Source organism: Klebsiella sp. M041, assembly GCF_059759695.1.
This window is the reverse complement of record NZ_JCAXWU010000008.1, coordinates 227,015-240,968: the sequence shown is the minus strand read 5'-3', so window position 1 is coordinate 240,968 and position 13,954 is coordinate 227,015. Positions and strand designations below refer to the sequence as shown.

Annotated in this window: 16 protein-coding genes; 6 read left to right on the top strand and 10 right to left on the bottom strand. The window is 56.2% G+C overall.

Features of this window, described 5'->3' with window-relative positions:
• The first annotated feature begins 112 nt into the window (after window positions 1-112).
• Complete coding sequence (gene ahpC / locus AC6CWS_RS13040; RefSeq protein WP_002894394.1) at window positions 113-676, top strand: alkyl hydroperoxide reductase subunit C; 564 nt, start codon at window positions 113-115, stop codon at window positions 674-676.
• Between the two features lie 370 nt (window positions 677-1,046).
• Complete coding sequence (gene ahpF, locus AC6CWS_RS13035) at window positions 1,047-2,612, top strand: alkyl hydroperoxide reductase subunit F (RefSeq protein WP_323109536.1); 1,566 nt, start codon at window positions 1,047-1,049, stop codon at window positions 2,610-2,612.
• 76 nt (window positions 2,613-2,688) lie between these two features.
• On the opposite strand, the gene uspG is transcribed toward ahpF, so the two are convergent.
• From uspG to dcuC, 4 genes are all read right to left on the bottom strand, one after another.
• Window positions 2,689-3,117 (bottom strand): universal stress protein UspG, encoded by a 429-nt coding sequence (gene uspG / locus AC6CWS_RS13030; RefSeq protein WP_002894401.1) that lies wholly within the window; start codon window positions 3,115-3,117, stop codon window positions 2,689-2,691.
• A gap of 188 nt (window positions 3,118-3,305) precedes the next feature.
• Window positions 3,306-3,716 (bottom strand): nucleoside diphosphate kinase regulator, encoded by a 411-nt coding sequence (gene rnk / locus AC6CWS_RS13025; RefSeq protein ID WP_032455114.1) that lies wholly within the window; start codon window positions 3,714-3,716, stop codon window positions 3,306-3,308.
• A 177-nt stretch (window positions 3,717-3,893) separates the two neighbouring features.
• Window positions 3,894-4,691, bottom strand: a complete 798-nt coding sequence (rna, locus tag AC6CWS_RS13020; RefSeq protein WP_048297041.1) for a ribonuclease I — start codon at window positions 4,689-4,691, stop codon at window positions 3,894-3,896.
• A gap of 92 nt (window positions 4,692-4,783) precedes the next feature.
• Entirely contained in the window at window positions 4,784-6,157 is a 1,374-nt protein-coding gene (dcuC, locus tag AC6CWS_RS13015) for an anaerobic C4-dicarboxylate transporter DcuC (protein ID WP_048297043.1), read from the bottom strand.
• 335 nt (window positions 6,158-6,492) lie between these two features.
• On the opposite strand from dcuC, the gene pagP reads away from it, so the two are divergent.
• Together pagP and cspE are read left to right on the top strand one after the other, a co-directional pair.
• Complete coding sequence (pagP, locus tag AC6CWS_RS13010) at window positions 6,493-7,014, top strand: lipid IV(A) palmitoyltransferase PagP (RefSeq protein WP_223171797.1); 522 nt, start codon at window positions 6,493-6,495, stop codon at window positions 7,012-7,014.
• Between the two features lie 194 nt (window positions 7,015-7,208).
• Window positions 7,209-7,418, top strand: coding sequence for a transcription antiterminator/RNA stability regulator CspE (gene cspE, locus AC6CWS_RS13005; RefSeq protein WP_498256403.1), 210 nt, complete (start codon window positions 7,209-7,211; stop codon window positions 7,416-7,418).
• 66 nt (window positions 7,419-7,484) lie between these two features.
• Here cspE and crcB read toward each other — a convergent pair whose 3' ends face one another.
• Window positions 7,485-7,868 carry a fluoride efflux transporter CrcB gene (gene crcB / locus AC6CWS_RS13000; RefSeq protein ID WP_065882541.1) on the bottom strand — a complete coding sequence of 128 codons (384 nt, stop codon included), beginning with the start codon at window positions 7,866-7,868 and terminating at the stop codon, window positions 7,485-7,487.
• A gap of 89 nt (window positions 7,869-7,957) precedes the next feature.
• Between crcB and AC6CWS_RS12995 the strand changes: the two genes are divergently transcribed.
• Window positions 7,958-8,746, top strand: coding sequence for a deaminated glutathione amidase (locus AC6CWS_RS12995; RefSeq protein WP_065882538.1), 789 nt, complete (start codon window positions 7,958-7,960; stop codon window positions 8,744-8,746).
• 242 nt (window positions 8,747-8,988) lie between these two features.
• Window positions 8,989-9,195 (top strand): twin-arginine translocase subunit TatE, encoded by a 207-nt coding sequence (gene tatE, locus AC6CWS_RS12990; RefSeq protein WP_023288827.1) that lies wholly within the window; start codon window positions 8,989-8,991, stop codon window positions 9,193-9,195.
• Window positions 9,196-9,385: 190 nt separating this feature from the next.
• On the opposite strand, the gene lipA is transcribed toward tatE, so the two are convergent.
• The 5 genes from lipA to dacA form a co-directional block, all read right to left on the bottom strand.
• On the bottom strand, window positions 9,386-10,351 hold the full coding sequence (lipA, locus tag AC6CWS_RS12985; protein ID WP_065882536.1) for a lipoyl synthase: 966 nt from the start codon (window positions 10,349-10,351) through the stop codon (window positions 9,386-9,388).
• Between the two features lie 181 nt (window positions 10,352-10,532).
• A complete protein-coding gene (locus AC6CWS_RS12980) occupies window positions 10,533-11,492 on the bottom strand; it encodes a YbeF family transcriptional regulator (protein ID WP_074442609.1) in 960 nt (319 codons plus the stop codon).
• Between the two features lie 129 nt (window positions 11,493-11,621).
• Window positions 11,622-12,266, bottom strand: a complete 645-nt coding sequence (gene lipB / locus AC6CWS_RS12975; protein WP_065882532.1) for a lipoyl(octanoyl) transferase LipB — start codon at window positions 12,264-12,266, stop codon at window positions 11,622-11,624.
• 104 nt (window positions 12,267-12,370) lie between these two features.
• On the bottom strand, window positions 12,371-12,634 hold the full coding sequence (gene ybeD, locus AC6CWS_RS12970) for a DUF493 family protein YbeD (RefSeq protein ID WP_002894474.1): 264 nt from the start codon (window positions 12,632-12,634) through the stop codon (window positions 12,371-12,373).
• A 112-nt stretch (window positions 12,635-12,746) separates the two neighbouring features.
• Entirely contained in the window at window positions 12,747-13,946 is a 1,200-nt protein-coding gene (dacA, locus tag AC6CWS_RS12965; protein WP_023288831.1) for a D-alanyl-D-alanine carboxypeptidase DacA, read from the bottom strand.
• Window positions 13,947-13,954: the final 8 nt, after the last annotated feature.

The window sequence follows — 13,954 nt, the reverse complement described above, 5'->3', positions numbered from 1 at the left end:
GTCTTGTTCCGGTTGTTAGATAACGCTTATTGATTCGATAATGTAAACGCATTGGTCGGGTCAGGAAAAATTCGTTAACTTAGACCTCAACGAAAACACGGAGGAAGTATAGATGTCCTTAATTAACACCAAAATCAAACCGTTCAAAAACCAGGCATTCAAAAATGGTGAATTCATCGAAGTCACCGAGAAAGACACCGAAGGCCGCTGGAGCGTCTTCTTCTTCTATCCGGCTGACTTCACCTTCGTCTGCCCGACCGAACTGGGCGACGTGGCTGACCATTACGAAGAACTGCAGAAGCTGGGCGTAGACGTTTACTCTGTTTCTACCGATACCCACTTCACCCACAAAGCGTGGCACAGCAGCTCTGAAACCATCGCGAAAATCAAATACGCGATGATTGGCGACCCGACTGGCGCCCTGACCCGTAACTTCGACAACATGCGTGAAGATGAAGGTCTGGCTGACCGCGCCACCTTCGTGGTTGACCCGCAGGGTATCATCCAGGCGATCGAAGTTACCGCTGAAGGTATCGGCCGTGACGCGTCTGACCTGCTGCGTAAAATCAAAGCGGCGCAGTATGTTGCTTCCCACCCAGGCGAAGTGTGCCCGGCGAAATGGAAAGAAGGCGAAGCGACGCTGGCTCCATCTCTGGACCTGGTCGGCAAAATCTAATAATCACGGCGTCTTTCGCATCATAGCGGCGTTGGCTGCGCTTAATCACCCCGGTCACTTACTCGTGTAAGCTCCCGGGGGTTCATAAGCTTGCCGCCTTGCTCTAACGCGAAATACTGGTGAATTAAAATTTCCGTCGTCTTTCACGCAATAGCTGCGTTGGCGTCGCCTGCTCACCCCGGTCGCTTACTTTAGTAAGCTCTCGGGGATTCTCAGGCTAGCCGCCTTGCTCTGACGCGAAATACTTTGGAAATTACTTCAGTCATGGGCGCACCTGCGCCCATTTCATTCCAACACCATGATGCAAGCGCATTCAGGCTGCCTGGACGAGGCCGCTTGCATGATGATGTTTTAAGCGCAGGAGATAACAATGCTCGACACCAACATGAAAACCCAGCTCAAGGCCTATCTTGAGAAGCTGACCAAGCCTGTTGAGCTGATTGCCACGCTGGATGACAGCGCTAAATCGGCAGAAATCAGGGAACTGCTGGCTGAAATTGCTGAACTGTCAGACAAAGTCACCTTTAAAGAAGACAACACGCTGGCGGTACGCAAGCCATCGTTCCTGATTACTAACCCCGGTTACGACCAGGGCCCACGCTTTGCGGGCTCCCCGCTGGGCCACGAGTTTACCTCGCTGGTGCTGGCGCTGCTGTGGACCGGCGGTCATCCGTCGAAAGAGGCCCAGTCTCTGCTGGAGCAGATCCGCGATATCGATGGCGACTTCGAGTTTGAAACCTACTACTCGCTCTCTTGCCATAACTGCCCGGACGTGGTCCAGGCGCTGAACCTGATGGCGGTGCTCAACCCGCGTATCAAACATACGGCGATTGACGGCGGGACGTTCCAGAATGAGATCACCGAGCGCAACGTGATGGGCGTGCCGGCGGTGTTCATGAACGGCCAGGAGTTTGGTCAGGGGCGGATGACGCTGACGGAAATCGTCGCCAAAGTGGACACCGGTGCGGAAAAACGCGCAGCGGAAGAGCTGAATCAGCGTGACGCTTACGATGTGCTGATCGTCGGTTCCGGCCCGTCCGGGGCGGCGGCCGCGGTTTACTCTGCGCGTAAAGGGATTCGTACCGGCCTGATGGGCGAGCGCTTCGGCGGCCAGGTGCTGGATACCGTGGATATCGAAAACTACATTTCGGTGCCGAAAACCGAAGGCCAGAAGCTGGCCGGGGCCCTGAAAGCGCACGTTAGCGACTATAACGTCGATGTGATCGACTCCCAGAGCGCGACCAAACTGACGCCAGCGGCGACAGAGGGCGGCCTGCATCAGATCGAAACCGCCTCCGGCGCGGTGCTGAAGGCGCGCAGCGTCATCATTGCCACCGGGGCGAAATGGCGCAACATGAACGTGCCGGGCGAAGATCAGTATCGCACCAAGGGCGTAACCTACTGCCCGCACTGCGACGGCCCGCTGTTTAAAGGTAAGCGCGTGGCGGTGATCGGCGGGGGGAACTCCGGCGTGGAAGCCGCCATCGACCTGGCGGGCGTCGTGGAACACGTGACCCTGCTGGAATTCGCACCGGAGATGAAGGCCGACCAGGTGCTGCAGGATAAAGTCCGCAGTCTGAAGAATGTCGACATCATTCTCAATGCGCAGACCACGGAAGTGAAAGGCGACGGCAGCAAGGTCACCGGTCTGCAGTATCGTGACCGGGTGAGCGGCGATGAGCATCACGTCGCGCTGGCGGGCATCTTCGTGCAGATCGGCCTGCTGCCTAATACCACCTGGCTGGAAGGCGCGGTTGAGCGTAACCGCATGGGCGAGATCATCATCGATGCGAAGTGCGAAACCAACGTTAAAGGCGTATTCGCCGCCGGTGACTGCACCACCGTGCCGTACAAGCAGATTATCATCGCGGCAGGGGAGGGGGCGAAAGCGTCGCTGAGCGCCTTCGACTACCTGATCCGCACGAAAACCGCATAACAAGTCAGACAATAGACCTGCATAACAAAGAGGCTACCCGGGGGTAGCCTCTTTTTTTATGCGCTTTTCCTCAGCCTTACCTGACGACCATCACCGGGATATGGGCGTGACGGATGACGCTCGAGGCGTTGGAGCCCAACAGGTGGGTACTGATGGAGGGATTGCGTGAGCCAATCACCACCACGTCGGCGTTTATTTCGCTGGCCAGTTCGTTGACCATGTCGCGCACGCTGCCGAAACGCACATGCAGCTTGATCCGCGATGGGTCAATGCTGAAATGGCTGACCATGGTCTGCAGGCGGGTTTCCGCCTCGTGCTGCAGATGTTCCTCAAAACGCCGCAGGTCGGCGGTAAAACGGCTCATCGTGAAGCTCGCTGAACCGGGTAAGACGTGGAGCAGATGGATCACCCCGTCCTGCTGGGCCAGAAACTCCGCATGCCGGACGGCTTTATCGCTCAGCGCCATCTCAAAGACATCAACCGGCATAATGATAGTCTTATACATATGCAATCCTCCTTGTTCGTTTGCGTCTATATCAACATATTATATGCGGATATTGTGTCATTCAGGTCGCAAAACTGTCAGTCAGGCAGGCGCAAAGCGTAAAAAAAGGTTAGCGGGGGGAAAGACAGCAGAAAGAGGATGTGTGGACATCCTCTGAATAAAGCGCGATACGCCTCAGGCAGCGGGGATTAACGGTGGAATTCGCCAGCGGCTTCCGGCTGGTACAGCAGCGCCAGCACTTCCAGGTGCGTCGATGCCCCGCCCGGCAGCTCCCAGTGAATGGTGCTGCCGACCTTGAGGCCGAGCAGCGCGGCGCCCACCGGCGCGAGGACGGAGAGCTGGCTGGCGCTGTCGGTCACCTGCGTCGGAAACACCAGCGTCCGCACGCGCTCTTCGCCGCTGGTCAAATCGCGGAATTTAACCGTACTGTTCATGGTGACGACATCGTGCGGCATCGCTTCCGGCGCCAGCATTTGCGCGCGGTCGAGCTCGTCGTTCAGGGCATCGGCAACCGGCGAGCTGGCGAAAGCCGGCTGCTCCAGCAGCCTGTCGATACGTTCGGCATCCAGTTCGTTAATGATGATTGCGGGTCTGGTCATTGCATACTCCATGTTATCCAGGAACCTGTCCGTAAAAGAAAACCCTCGCCGAAAAAGGCAAGGGTTAAGGTTCTCCCATCATACTGAGAGTTGCCGGCAGTTTGAAGTGATGAAACGCACAATCAGCGCGCAACGCCTCCGGCGAAGGACGTTTTCTGAACAGTATGCCGCGTTGCGCTAGTGGCCAACCTTATCGAGGATAAACTGCGCGCCGCAGTTACCCGGGTGAGGCTGGGGCAGAAAGGCGGAGGTGGCCAGTGGGGCGTTGATGGACGCGGCGTTGAGCGAGATTTGCATCTCGGTCAAATAGGCAGGATTACCGTTACAGGTTAATTTAAACGCCTTCACGCTCTGCGGACCCCAGGCGCGGGCCACGGCGGCGTCGAAGTCGGCCCGACTGACGGTTTGGCCATAGTGTTTGGCAAGGAAATCACCAACCGGGCTGCGCTTAATTTCCCCGTTCAGGCGCACCATGGCGCCAAAATAGCTGTCGGGATCGAAGCCGAAGCAGACGCCATGTTTGGCATATTCGTAACGTTCGAGGCAGGAGGTGCCGCCCGCGCCCGGCATCACGCTATTCAGTTTGTTGGCCATCTCCAGCGACAACCCCGTCTCCGCCGCCTGACATTTGCGGTTCGCTTTCACCTCCGGCATGTCGGGCAGCGGGCGCGTGGCGCAGCCGTAGCGCATCCAGCGTCGTTCATCCACTCCGCGCGCGGCAATGGACTTTGGCAGCCCGGGCCACAGACCGTGCACGGTCAGAAAATCGGCTTTATTCGCGGTTTCCTGCTGCAGGCGGCACTCTTCCGGTTCGTTGCGGTTACGGTCATACATGCTCTGACAGAATCCGGTTTGCCAGGAGAGGGCCAGGACATAGCGGTCAAAATCAGCGTATCGCGTCGCGGTGAGCGGTTCAGCGCCGGCCTGAGTGGCGGTAAGCACAAGGGCAAGCGCGGCGAATTCCTTCCTGAACATGTTTATTCCTGATTGTGGATGGCAAAAGATAACGGGGAGTTATTAAAGCATAAAAAAGGCGCCTGCTGGCGCCTTTTCACGTGGTTAGACCATTAGCGGACCGCGCTGCCCGGGACGAGGATCTCGGTCGCGACAATCACCACCAGCAGGCCAACCATCACCGGCACCGAGGTGCGTTTGACCACTTCGAACGGGGAGATCTTCGCCATCCCGGCGACGGCCACCACCACGCCGGAGACCGGCGAGATCGTGCGGCCAAGGTTAGAGGCCTGCAGCATCGGGATCGACAGATAGGCGGGATTGATGCCGGATGAGTGCGCCAGCTTGGGGATCATCTCGACAAAGGCGTAGAACGGGGCATTGCCGGAGCCGGTGGTCATCGCCGCCAGCATGGTCAGGATCACCAGCACCAGCATCAGAATAATACTGGCCGAGCCGAAGGAAGTGGCGATGGAGATCAGACCGTTGATGAAGCCGATGGTGCTTAATCCCTGAGCAAAAACGCCGGCGGCGACCAGCAGCATCACCACCCCGGCGAAGGCGTCAGCCATCCCGCGGTAGGCGACTTCCAGTCCGCTGAAGACGTTTTTGGTGTTGAACCCGCGCAGGAATTCGAGGATCGCCGCCAGCAGCATGCAGCCGACGAGGATGGTAATAATGTGCAGTTCCGGCCCCCATTTGCCATCAAAGATCAGTACGCCAATAATCGGGGTAAACGGCAGGATGGCGTACAGCGCCGGGGCATTGGTGGTGATCTCGTTGACGTCGAGCATTTCGTGGGAAATGTTCTCTTTTTTATCCAGGTAGCGCTGCCAGAAGAAGTGGGCGATCGCCATGCAGATGATAGCGGCGATGGAGATCGGCAGCGTGGTCTTGAAGGCAAAGTCGATCAGCGGCATTTCGGCCGCTTTTGCCGCCAGCACGACGTCACCCGAGGTAGGCGAAAGGATAATCGCCGCCGGGGAGGCGCAGATGGCCGCCGCCGCACCGCGGCTGATACCAACGTTTACCATCACCGGGAACAGCGTCGCCATCAGCAGGACGCCGAGGCCGGTCGCGGAGGAGACGGCCAGCGACATCAGGCAGGCGACAAAGTAGGCGGCAATCATCAGCAGATAGGGCGAATTGATATAGCGCAATGGCTTTGAGGCTAATTTCACCACCATATCATTGGCGCCAATATGCGTCATATAGGTGGCGAAACCGCACAGCATCATGATCATCATACCCAAATCGCCGCCACGGCTCATGAGTAGAATCTTAATGTATTCAATAATGTCAGTGGCGGAGTAACCGGTGCCCTCGGTATTGCCTGGTAAGACTTTATGACCCAGCAGGGCGCTGACGATCAGCAATATTAAGCCGCCGACGAACAGCACGCCGGTGGCTGAATAGCCCTTAATGATATAGCGGGCGACGCCCACAATGACCGCAATCCCGATCAGGATCTCAACAAACGTCAGCATTCATTTCCCCTAAGCCCAAAGAATATGTAGTTAAAAAGCGCCACACCAAATTTTAATGTGCGAATGTGCCGAAAAAACGGACGAAACTCGCTGATGCAAATCAATAAAGCGATAAGAACTACGCCCCTCCCGTCCCGCCTGGATATAATCACCAGATGGATAGTTAAGCGGTTCTGATGGTCAGCGGGCGAAAATCAGGAGTTTGCCTTATTTCGTTCAACCTGTATTGAGACTATCTTTGCTATTTTAGGTGGCTTTTAAATGAAAGTGGTAATAGAAAAGTGTTGATGTTACGTCGTTTTTCATTGTTTTCTCTTGGTTTTTTAGGATGGTTATTGGTATCCGGAAACGCCAGCGCGTCGTTTTCATCGACCCTTAGCGAAGGTTACCATACCTTAAGTAATAACGTTGCGCAGACCTGGAATGAGCCGGAGCACTATGATCTGTACGTTCCAGCCATCACCTGGCACGCGCGCTTTGCTTATGATAAGGAAAAGACGGACAAGTATAATGAACGCCCGTGGGGGGCAGGCTTCGGCGTTTCGCGCTGGGATGAGAAAGGGAACTGGCACGGCCTGTACCTGATGGCGTTTAAAGACTCTTTCAATAAGTGGGAACCCATCGGCGGCTACGGTTGGGAGAAAACCTGGCGGCCGCTGACGGACCAGAACTTCCGCCTCGGTCTCGGCTATACCCTCGGGGTGACGGCGCGCGATAACTGGAACTACATCCCGATTCCGGTGATCTTGCCCTTAGCGTCAATAGGTTACGGTCCGGCAACGTTCCAGATGACCTATATTCCCGGTACCTACAATAACGGTAACGTTTACTTCGCCTGGGCTCGCATACAGTTTTAATTCGCTAAGTCTTAGCAATAAATGAGATAAGCGATGCGTCTTGTGGAAAAACAAGGACTAAAGCGTTACCCACTAAAAAAGATAGCGACTTTTATCACTTTTTAGCAAAGTTGCACTGGACAAAAGGTACCACAATTGGTGTACTGATACCCGACACAGCATTAGTGTCGATTTTTCATATAAAGGTAATTTTGATGTCTAAGATTAAAGGTAACGTTAAGTGGTTTAATGAGTCCAAAGGATTCGGTTTCATTACTCCGGAAGATGGCAGCAAAGATGTATGCGTACACTTCTCTGCAATCCAGTCCAACGGTTTCAAAACTCTGGCTGAAGGTCAGCGCGTAGAGTTCGAAATCACTAACGGTGCCAAAGGCCCTTCTGCTGCAAACGTAATCGCTCTGTAAGCAACGCGTCAGTAGAATATAAAAACCCGCTAATCAGCGGGTTTTTTTTGCCTGTTGATTACGCCTTTAGCGGCTGGCGGCCTGCGAGAAGAGCCAGAAGGCGACAGCCGTCATGGTAAATGAGCCCAGCAAGTTCACCGCGACGTTGAGGAGCGCCCAGCTCACTCGCCCCTGCTGCAGAAGAAACACCACTTCCGCAGAGAAGGTGGAGAAGGTGGTCAACCCGCCGCAGAAACCTGTGGTGATCAGCAGTTTCCACATCGGGTCAATGCCGGTCAGTCTATTAAACCACGCCAGCCCGGCGCCGATCACAAAGGCGCCTAACAGGTTGGCAGTCAGTGTCCCAATCGGGATAGCATGGTGCACAGGATTGAGCTTCATGCCGAGCCACCAGCGCAAAACGCTGCCGGTGCCGCCGCCAATAAAAACGGCGCAAAGAAGTTGAAACACGGTCGTTTCCTGCTATTTGATGTAAGAGAGTGTCAAGTGTAGCGCGCAACGGGCGCAATTGGCTATTCATAACCTGACGGGAGAAAAACATGCGGGTAGCGGCAGGGCAGTTTATCGTCACGCCAGTATGGCGGACGAATGCGCAAACTTGTGTGGCGATGATGCAGCAGGCGGCGCGTGAAGGGGCGGCGCTGCTGGTGCTGCCGGAGGCGTTGCTGGCACGTGATGACAACGACCCGGATCTGTCGGTGAAATCGGCCCAAACGCTGGATGGAGAGTTTTTACAGCTGCTGCTGGCCGAGAGCGCGCGTAACGGCCTGACGACGATCCTGACGCTGCATGTGCCGTCGGGGGAGGGGAGAGCAACCAACACGCTGGTGGTATTGCGTAAAGGGAAGGTTATTGCCCATTATCACAAACTTCATTTATACGACGCCTTCGCAATGCAGGAGTCCCGGCGGGTGGATCCCGGCCGGCAAATCCCGCCGGTGATTGAAGTGGCGGGTTTCCGCGTTGGCCTGATGACCTGTTACGATCTGCGTTTTCCGGAGCTGGCGCTGTCGCTGGCGCTGAACGGGGCGCAGCTGCTGGTGCTGCCCACCGCATGGGTGAAAGGGCCGCAAAAAGAGCATCACTGGGCGACGCTGCTGGCGGCGCGCGCGCTGGACACGACCTGCTACGTCGTGGCGGCAGGCGAATGCGGGACGCGTAACATTGGGCAGAGCCGCATCGTCGATCCGCTGGGGACCACCGTGGCGGGCGCGGGGAGCGAGCCGCAGCTGATCTATGCCGATATTTCCGCAGACTACCTTGCGCGGGTTCGCGAGCGTTTGCCGGTGCTGCAGAATCGACGGTTTGCGTCACCGCAATTATTGTGACGTTTTTTTAAACAAGGCTTGATTCACCTTGTTACAGATTGCTATTGTGTCCGCGCGCCAAATACCCGTATTGTTTATCCCAATAATTCGCTGTGCACGTCAGGACGGACACCCCAGCGCTCACTCCCGGAGGGGAGGCCTCGGGCTGAATCACGCAGCCCACGCACAGGTGGATTACAATATGACGGATAAATGCGTGTATGATGGCGTATTCGCAGCTTGTATAGAGAAGAAGGTTAGCTATGGGTGAGATTAGTATTACCAAACTGCTGGTAGTCGCAGCACTGATTATCTTAGTGTTTGGTACCAAGAAATTACGTACGCTGGGCGGCGACCTGGGGTCGGCTATCAAGGGCTTTAAAAAAGCCATGAACGAAGATGACGATAGCGCGAAAAAAACCACCGCTGAAGACGAAGCACCGGCGCAGAAGCTCTCTCATAAAGAGTAATTCTCCGGCTGCGTCCCCTGGCGGGATGCGGGTGGTACGGCGAAGAGGCCGCGACGTTTGACGTTGCGGCCTTTGTCGTTTTTGTCGACGCCGTGCAGGAAAGATGCAACTAACTGTTACGGGAAGGCGAAGCGAATGAAGCGGAGAGCGCCGCTGCGCCAGGACGTGACGCAGCGGGAGAAGCGGCAGGTTATTTAACTTCCATCCCTTTAGCCTGCAGGTCGGCGTGATAGGAAGAGCGAACGAAGGGGCCGCAGGCGGCGTGGGTGAAGCCCATCGCCATAGCTTCCGCTTTCATCTCTTCAAACTCTTCCGGGCTAACGTAACGCTGCACTGGCAGGTGGTGACGGCTCGGCTGCAGATACTGGCCTAATGTCAGCATGGTGACGCCATGACGGCGCAGGTCGCGCATGACTTCGATGATCTCGTCGTTGGTTTCGCCCAGGCCCACCATCAGGCCGGATTTTGTCGGGATCTCCGGGTGCGCTTCTTTAAAACGCTCCAGCAGCTTCAGCGACCAGTTGTAATCCGCGCCCGGACGCACCTGACGATAGAGGCGCGGTACGTTTTCGAGGTTGTGGTTGAAGACGTCCGGCGGGGTCACCGTCAGAATATCCAGGGCGCGATCCATGCGGCCGCGGAAATCCGGGACCAGCGTTTCGATTTTAATCGTCGGGTTTTTCTCGCGAATGGCGCTGATGCAGTCGGCAAAATGCTGTGCGCCGCCATCGCGCAGGTCGTCACGGTCCACCGAAGTGACCACCACGTAGCGTAGCCCCATATCGGCGATAGTTTGCGCCAGCTTCTGTGGCTCGTTCGCATCTGGCGCGATCGGGCGGCCATGCGCCACGTCGCAGAATGGGCAACGGCGGGTACAGATCGCGCCGAGGATCATAAAGGTCGCGGTACCGTGGTTGAAGCACTCTGCAAGGTTCGGGCAGGAGGCCTCTTCGCACACGGAGTGCAGGCCGTTCTTACGCATCGCTGCTTTGATTCCCTGGATACGGGACGAGTCTGCCGGAAGTTTGATTTTCATCCATTCCGGTTTTCTGAGCAGAGCTTCACGCTCAGTTGCCACGTTCTTCACCGGGATAAGGGCCATTTTATCGGCGTCGCGGTACTTAACACCGCGTTCCATCACAATGGGTTTACTCATAGCGTGCGTGTTCCAGTTGCGAGTCACGAAGGAAAGCGAATTAATTCAATGAAATGTTGCAATTATCAACTATTTTTGAATCAAGAGCAGGCAGTATACCATTGAAAAGGGGCAGAAAGCAGCCTGCCTGCCCGGCAAATTGTAAAATAGTTGTTGTTTTATCCTTTTTCCCTTCCGTGCGCTACACCTTGAACGTCTGGATCACGGTCTCAATGATCTCTTTCAGCAATGGCTCTTTCCCGCTCTGCTTATTGAAGTGCAGCGCAACATCAATCTGCTCTTCCCTCAGGGAGGGGAAGTCCAGGGTCTGCAGCGGCCAGAGACGGGATACCATGGCGAACAGGCGCTCGGTGGTCAGCCCCAGCATGTCGCTCTCGGCGATCATTGCCGCCTGGGTTAGCAGGTTGAAGGTGCTGAAACCGCAGCGGCGTTCGCCCATCTCCTCCTGCAGCCGACGGTGCAGCGTAGGGTAGCGCTGGCCTTCCGGCAGCAGCAGCGCAAATTCATACTTCGCGAGGGTAGTTTCATCCTGCGGACCGTCCAGCGCGGGATGCCCAGCGCGGCAGTACATCTGCACCCGTTCCTGATACAGCACGTGATGGCTTATCGCCTGGCCGCTGTGCAGATGGGTATCAATCAACAAATCCACCTGGCGCTGGTCGAGCTGCCGCGCGGCGTCGGTGAGGGCGATGTTGTGCAGCAGGATCTGCGGAAAGACCGGCTTCAGCGCGCTGGCCAGGCCAGGCATCAGCAGCGCCCCCATGGCTGGCGTGGTGGCGATAGTGATCACCCGCTGCTGGTGCGGGCTGCCGGTGATATCCAGCGCGCTGAGGAAAGCTTCCATACCGCGACTGATATACTGGTGAAGATGGGTGGCATAGGCGGTGGGCGTTACGCCCTGGCCTTTACGGATAAACAGCGGATCGGGGAACAGCGCCCGCAGTTTGTTTATTGACTGGCTAATGGCCGACGGCGTGATATTGAGTATCTTCGCGGCATTGACGATACCTTTGTGTACATACACGGCTTCGAAGATGGTCAACAGATTGAGGTCAATATTACGCAGGATGCGAAACATCTGACGGTCGTAACGTTCGTCCTGTCGGTCAGGAGATTCTGACGGCGGCGTATTCTCTGGCACGCGATGAGTCCGGTTGGGAATGATAGGCCAAGTATAGCGGCCCACCGCGTTGCCGTGCGTGACAATTGATTGCAAAAATAATGTGTTACTCGTTCAGCACCCCGCCGTCAGCGGGGCGCTGGTCGGCCCTTAACCCTGAGGAAGGTATTCGTGCGGGGGATTGTTCAGCAGCGCCAGCAGATGGGCGACCAGCCGCGGAGCGACTCTCTCCGGAGTGGCTTCCGGCTGCCACTGGCGCATTTGCGTCATCTCCATACCGGCATAGCCGCAGGGGTTGATACGCAGAAACGGCGTCAGATCCATAGCGATATTGAGCGCCAGGCCGTGGAAAGAGCAGCCTTTACGGATGCGCAGCCCCAGAGAGCATATTTTACGATCGCCGACGTAGACGCCAGGGGCGTCGGCGCGTGGGTGCGACTCAATACCGTATTCGGCAAGGGTATTGACGACCGTTTGCTCCAGCAGCGTCACCAGTTCACGCACGCCCAGCTTGCGGCGCTTGAGGTTCAACAGGACGTACATTACCTGCTGTCCCGGGCCGTGATAGGTTACCTGCCCGCCGCGATCGCTCTGGATCACCGGAATATCACCGGGCACCAGCAGATGTTCCGCTTTGCCGGCCTGACCCTGGGTGAAGACCGGGTGATGTTCCACCAGCCAAATCTCATCGAGGGTATCTTCATCACGGGCGTCGGTAAATTCATGCATCGCCTGCGAGACGGGTTCGTAAGGTTGCAGGCCAAGCTGCCGGATTAGAATTTTATTGTGCTGCAAAACAATATCTCCGCCGGGAAGAGAGAATTCAGGTCGGGGAGTATATCACAGCCGTGCGGGAGGGAATGAGAAGACCCGGCACGGCGGCCGGGTCAGGGAAAAGGTTACAGCACCATCCGAACGATATCGATATTGCCTAACTCTTCGTACAGCGTTTCCACTTGTTCAATGTGGGTGGCGTTGATGGTGATGGAGACCGAGTGGTAGTTACCTTTGCTGCTCGGTTTTACTGACGGCGAGTAATCACCAGGCGCATGGCGCTGTACCACTTCCACCACCTGATCAACCAGCTCAGGCAACGCCTGCCCCATTACTTTGTAAGTAAATGGCGTAGGGAATTCAAGCAGTTCGTTAAGTTTGGTTTTCATGTCAGCTCCGGTGTTACGACAAAATAATAACTCCCACCAAGGGTGGGAGTTATCAGGTTACTTGGATGAATAGTATATGGGGATGGAAATCACACTTTCAAGTGTTCGATTTTTAACCAAACCAGTGGTGGAACATTAATTTAATGTAATCAATAATTTTACCGAAGAAATTACCTTCCGGAATTTCCTGCAGCACCACCAGCGGGCGCTGGTCAATGGTTTTACCATCCAGCTGGAAGTTAATGGTGCCGACGACCTGGTTTTTCTGCAGCGGGGCGTGCAGCTCAGTGTTATTCAGCACGTAGCTGGCTTTCAGATCTTTCATCCGGCCGCGCGGGATGGTCAGGTAGACGTCTTTATCCACCCCCAGCGAAGCGCGATCGCTGTCGCCGAACCAGGCCGGTTCGGATGCAAACTCTTTGCCGGCTTTAATTGGGTTGACGGTTTCGAAGAAGCGGAAGCCCCAGGTCAGCAGTTTTTTGCTTTCCGACTCACGCCCTTTGAACGTCCGGCCGCCCATTACCGCCGAGATCAGACGCATCTGCCCTTCGGTGGCGGAAGCGACAAGGTTGTAGCCCGCTTTGTCGGTGTGGCCGGTTTTGATGCCGTCGACGTTCAGGCTGTTATCCCACAGCAGGCCATTACGGTTCAGCTGGCGGATCCCGTTGAAAGTGAACTCTTTCTCACGATAGATGGAGTACTCGTTCGGCACGTCGCGGATCAGCGCCTGGCCAATCAGCGCCATGTCGCGCGCCGAGCTGAACTGGCCGTCAGCATCGAGGCCGTGAACAGTCTGGAAATGGGTGTTTTTCAGGCCGAGGGCGTTGACGTAGTTGTTCATCAGGCTGACGAAGGCGTCCTGGCTGCCGGCGACATAGTCGGCCATCGCCACGCAGGCATCGTTACCGGACTGCAGGTTGATACCGCGGATCAGCTGGGAAACCGGCACCTGCATCCCCGGCTTGAGGAACATCAGGGAAGAGCCTTTGAATACCGGGTTGCCGGTGGCCCAGGCGTCGTTGCCGACGGTGACCAGATCGGACTCTTTGAATTTGCCCGCTTTCATCGCCTGACCGATAACATAGCTGGTCATCATTTTGGTCAGACTGGCCGGGTCGCGGCGGGAGTCGGCGTTGTTTTCAGCCAGCACCTTGCCAGAGTTGTAATCGATAAGGATCCAGGATTCGGCGTCAATCTGCGGGGCGCCTGGGATCATCGTTTTGATATTCAGGTCATCGGCGCGGGCAGCGGAGGAGAGCGCTGCAACGGAGAGCGCCGTGATGAGTAAACGAGCGGTGAAAGAGGTCTTCATGGTCAGAA

Coding starts and splice junctions, on each gene's coding strand:
- tatE (WP_023288827.1), top strand. CDS start 8,989: ATGGGTGAGATTAGTATTACCAAACTGCTGGTAGTCGCAGCACTGATT.
- uspG (WP_002894401.1), bottom strand. CDS start 3,117: ATGTATAAGACTATCATTATGCCGGTTGATGTCTTTGAGATGGCGCTG.
- AC6CWS_RS12995 (WP_065882538.1), top strand. CDS start 7,958: ATGCGGGTAGCGGCAGGGCAGTTTATCGTCACGCCAGTATGGCGGACG.
- dacA (WP_023288831.1), bottom strand. CDS start 13,946: ATGAAGACCTCTTTCACCGCTCGTTTACTCATCACGGCGCTCTCCGTT.
- ybeD (WP_002894474.1), bottom strand. CDS start 12,634: ATGAAAACCAAACTTAACGAACTGCTTGAATTCCCTACGCCATTTACT.
- rnk (WP_032455114.1), bottom strand. CDS start 3,716: ATGACCAGACCCGCAATCATCATTAACGAACTGGATGCCGAACGTATC.
- dcuC (WP_048297043.1), bottom strand. CDS start 6,157: ATGCTGACGTTTGTTGAGATCCTGATCGGGATTGCGGTCATTGTGGGC.
- cspE (WP_498256403.1), top strand. CDS start 7,209: ATGTCTAAGATTAAAGGTAACGTTAAGTGGTTTAATGAGTCCAAAGGA.
- ahpC (WP_002894394.1), top strand. CDS start 113: ATGTCCTTAATTAACACCAAAATCAAACCGTTCAAAAACCAGGCATTC.
- ahpF (WP_323109536.1), top strand. CDS start 1,047: ATGCTCGACACCAACATGAAAACCCAGCTCAAGGCCTATCTTGAGAAG.
- rna (WP_048297041.1), bottom strand. CDS start 4,691: ATGTTCAGGAAGGAATTCGCCGCGCTTGCCCTTGTGCTTACCGCCACT.
- lipA (WP_065882536.1), bottom strand. CDS start 10,351: ATGAGTAAACCCATTGTGATGGAACGCGGTGTTAAGTACCGCGACGCC.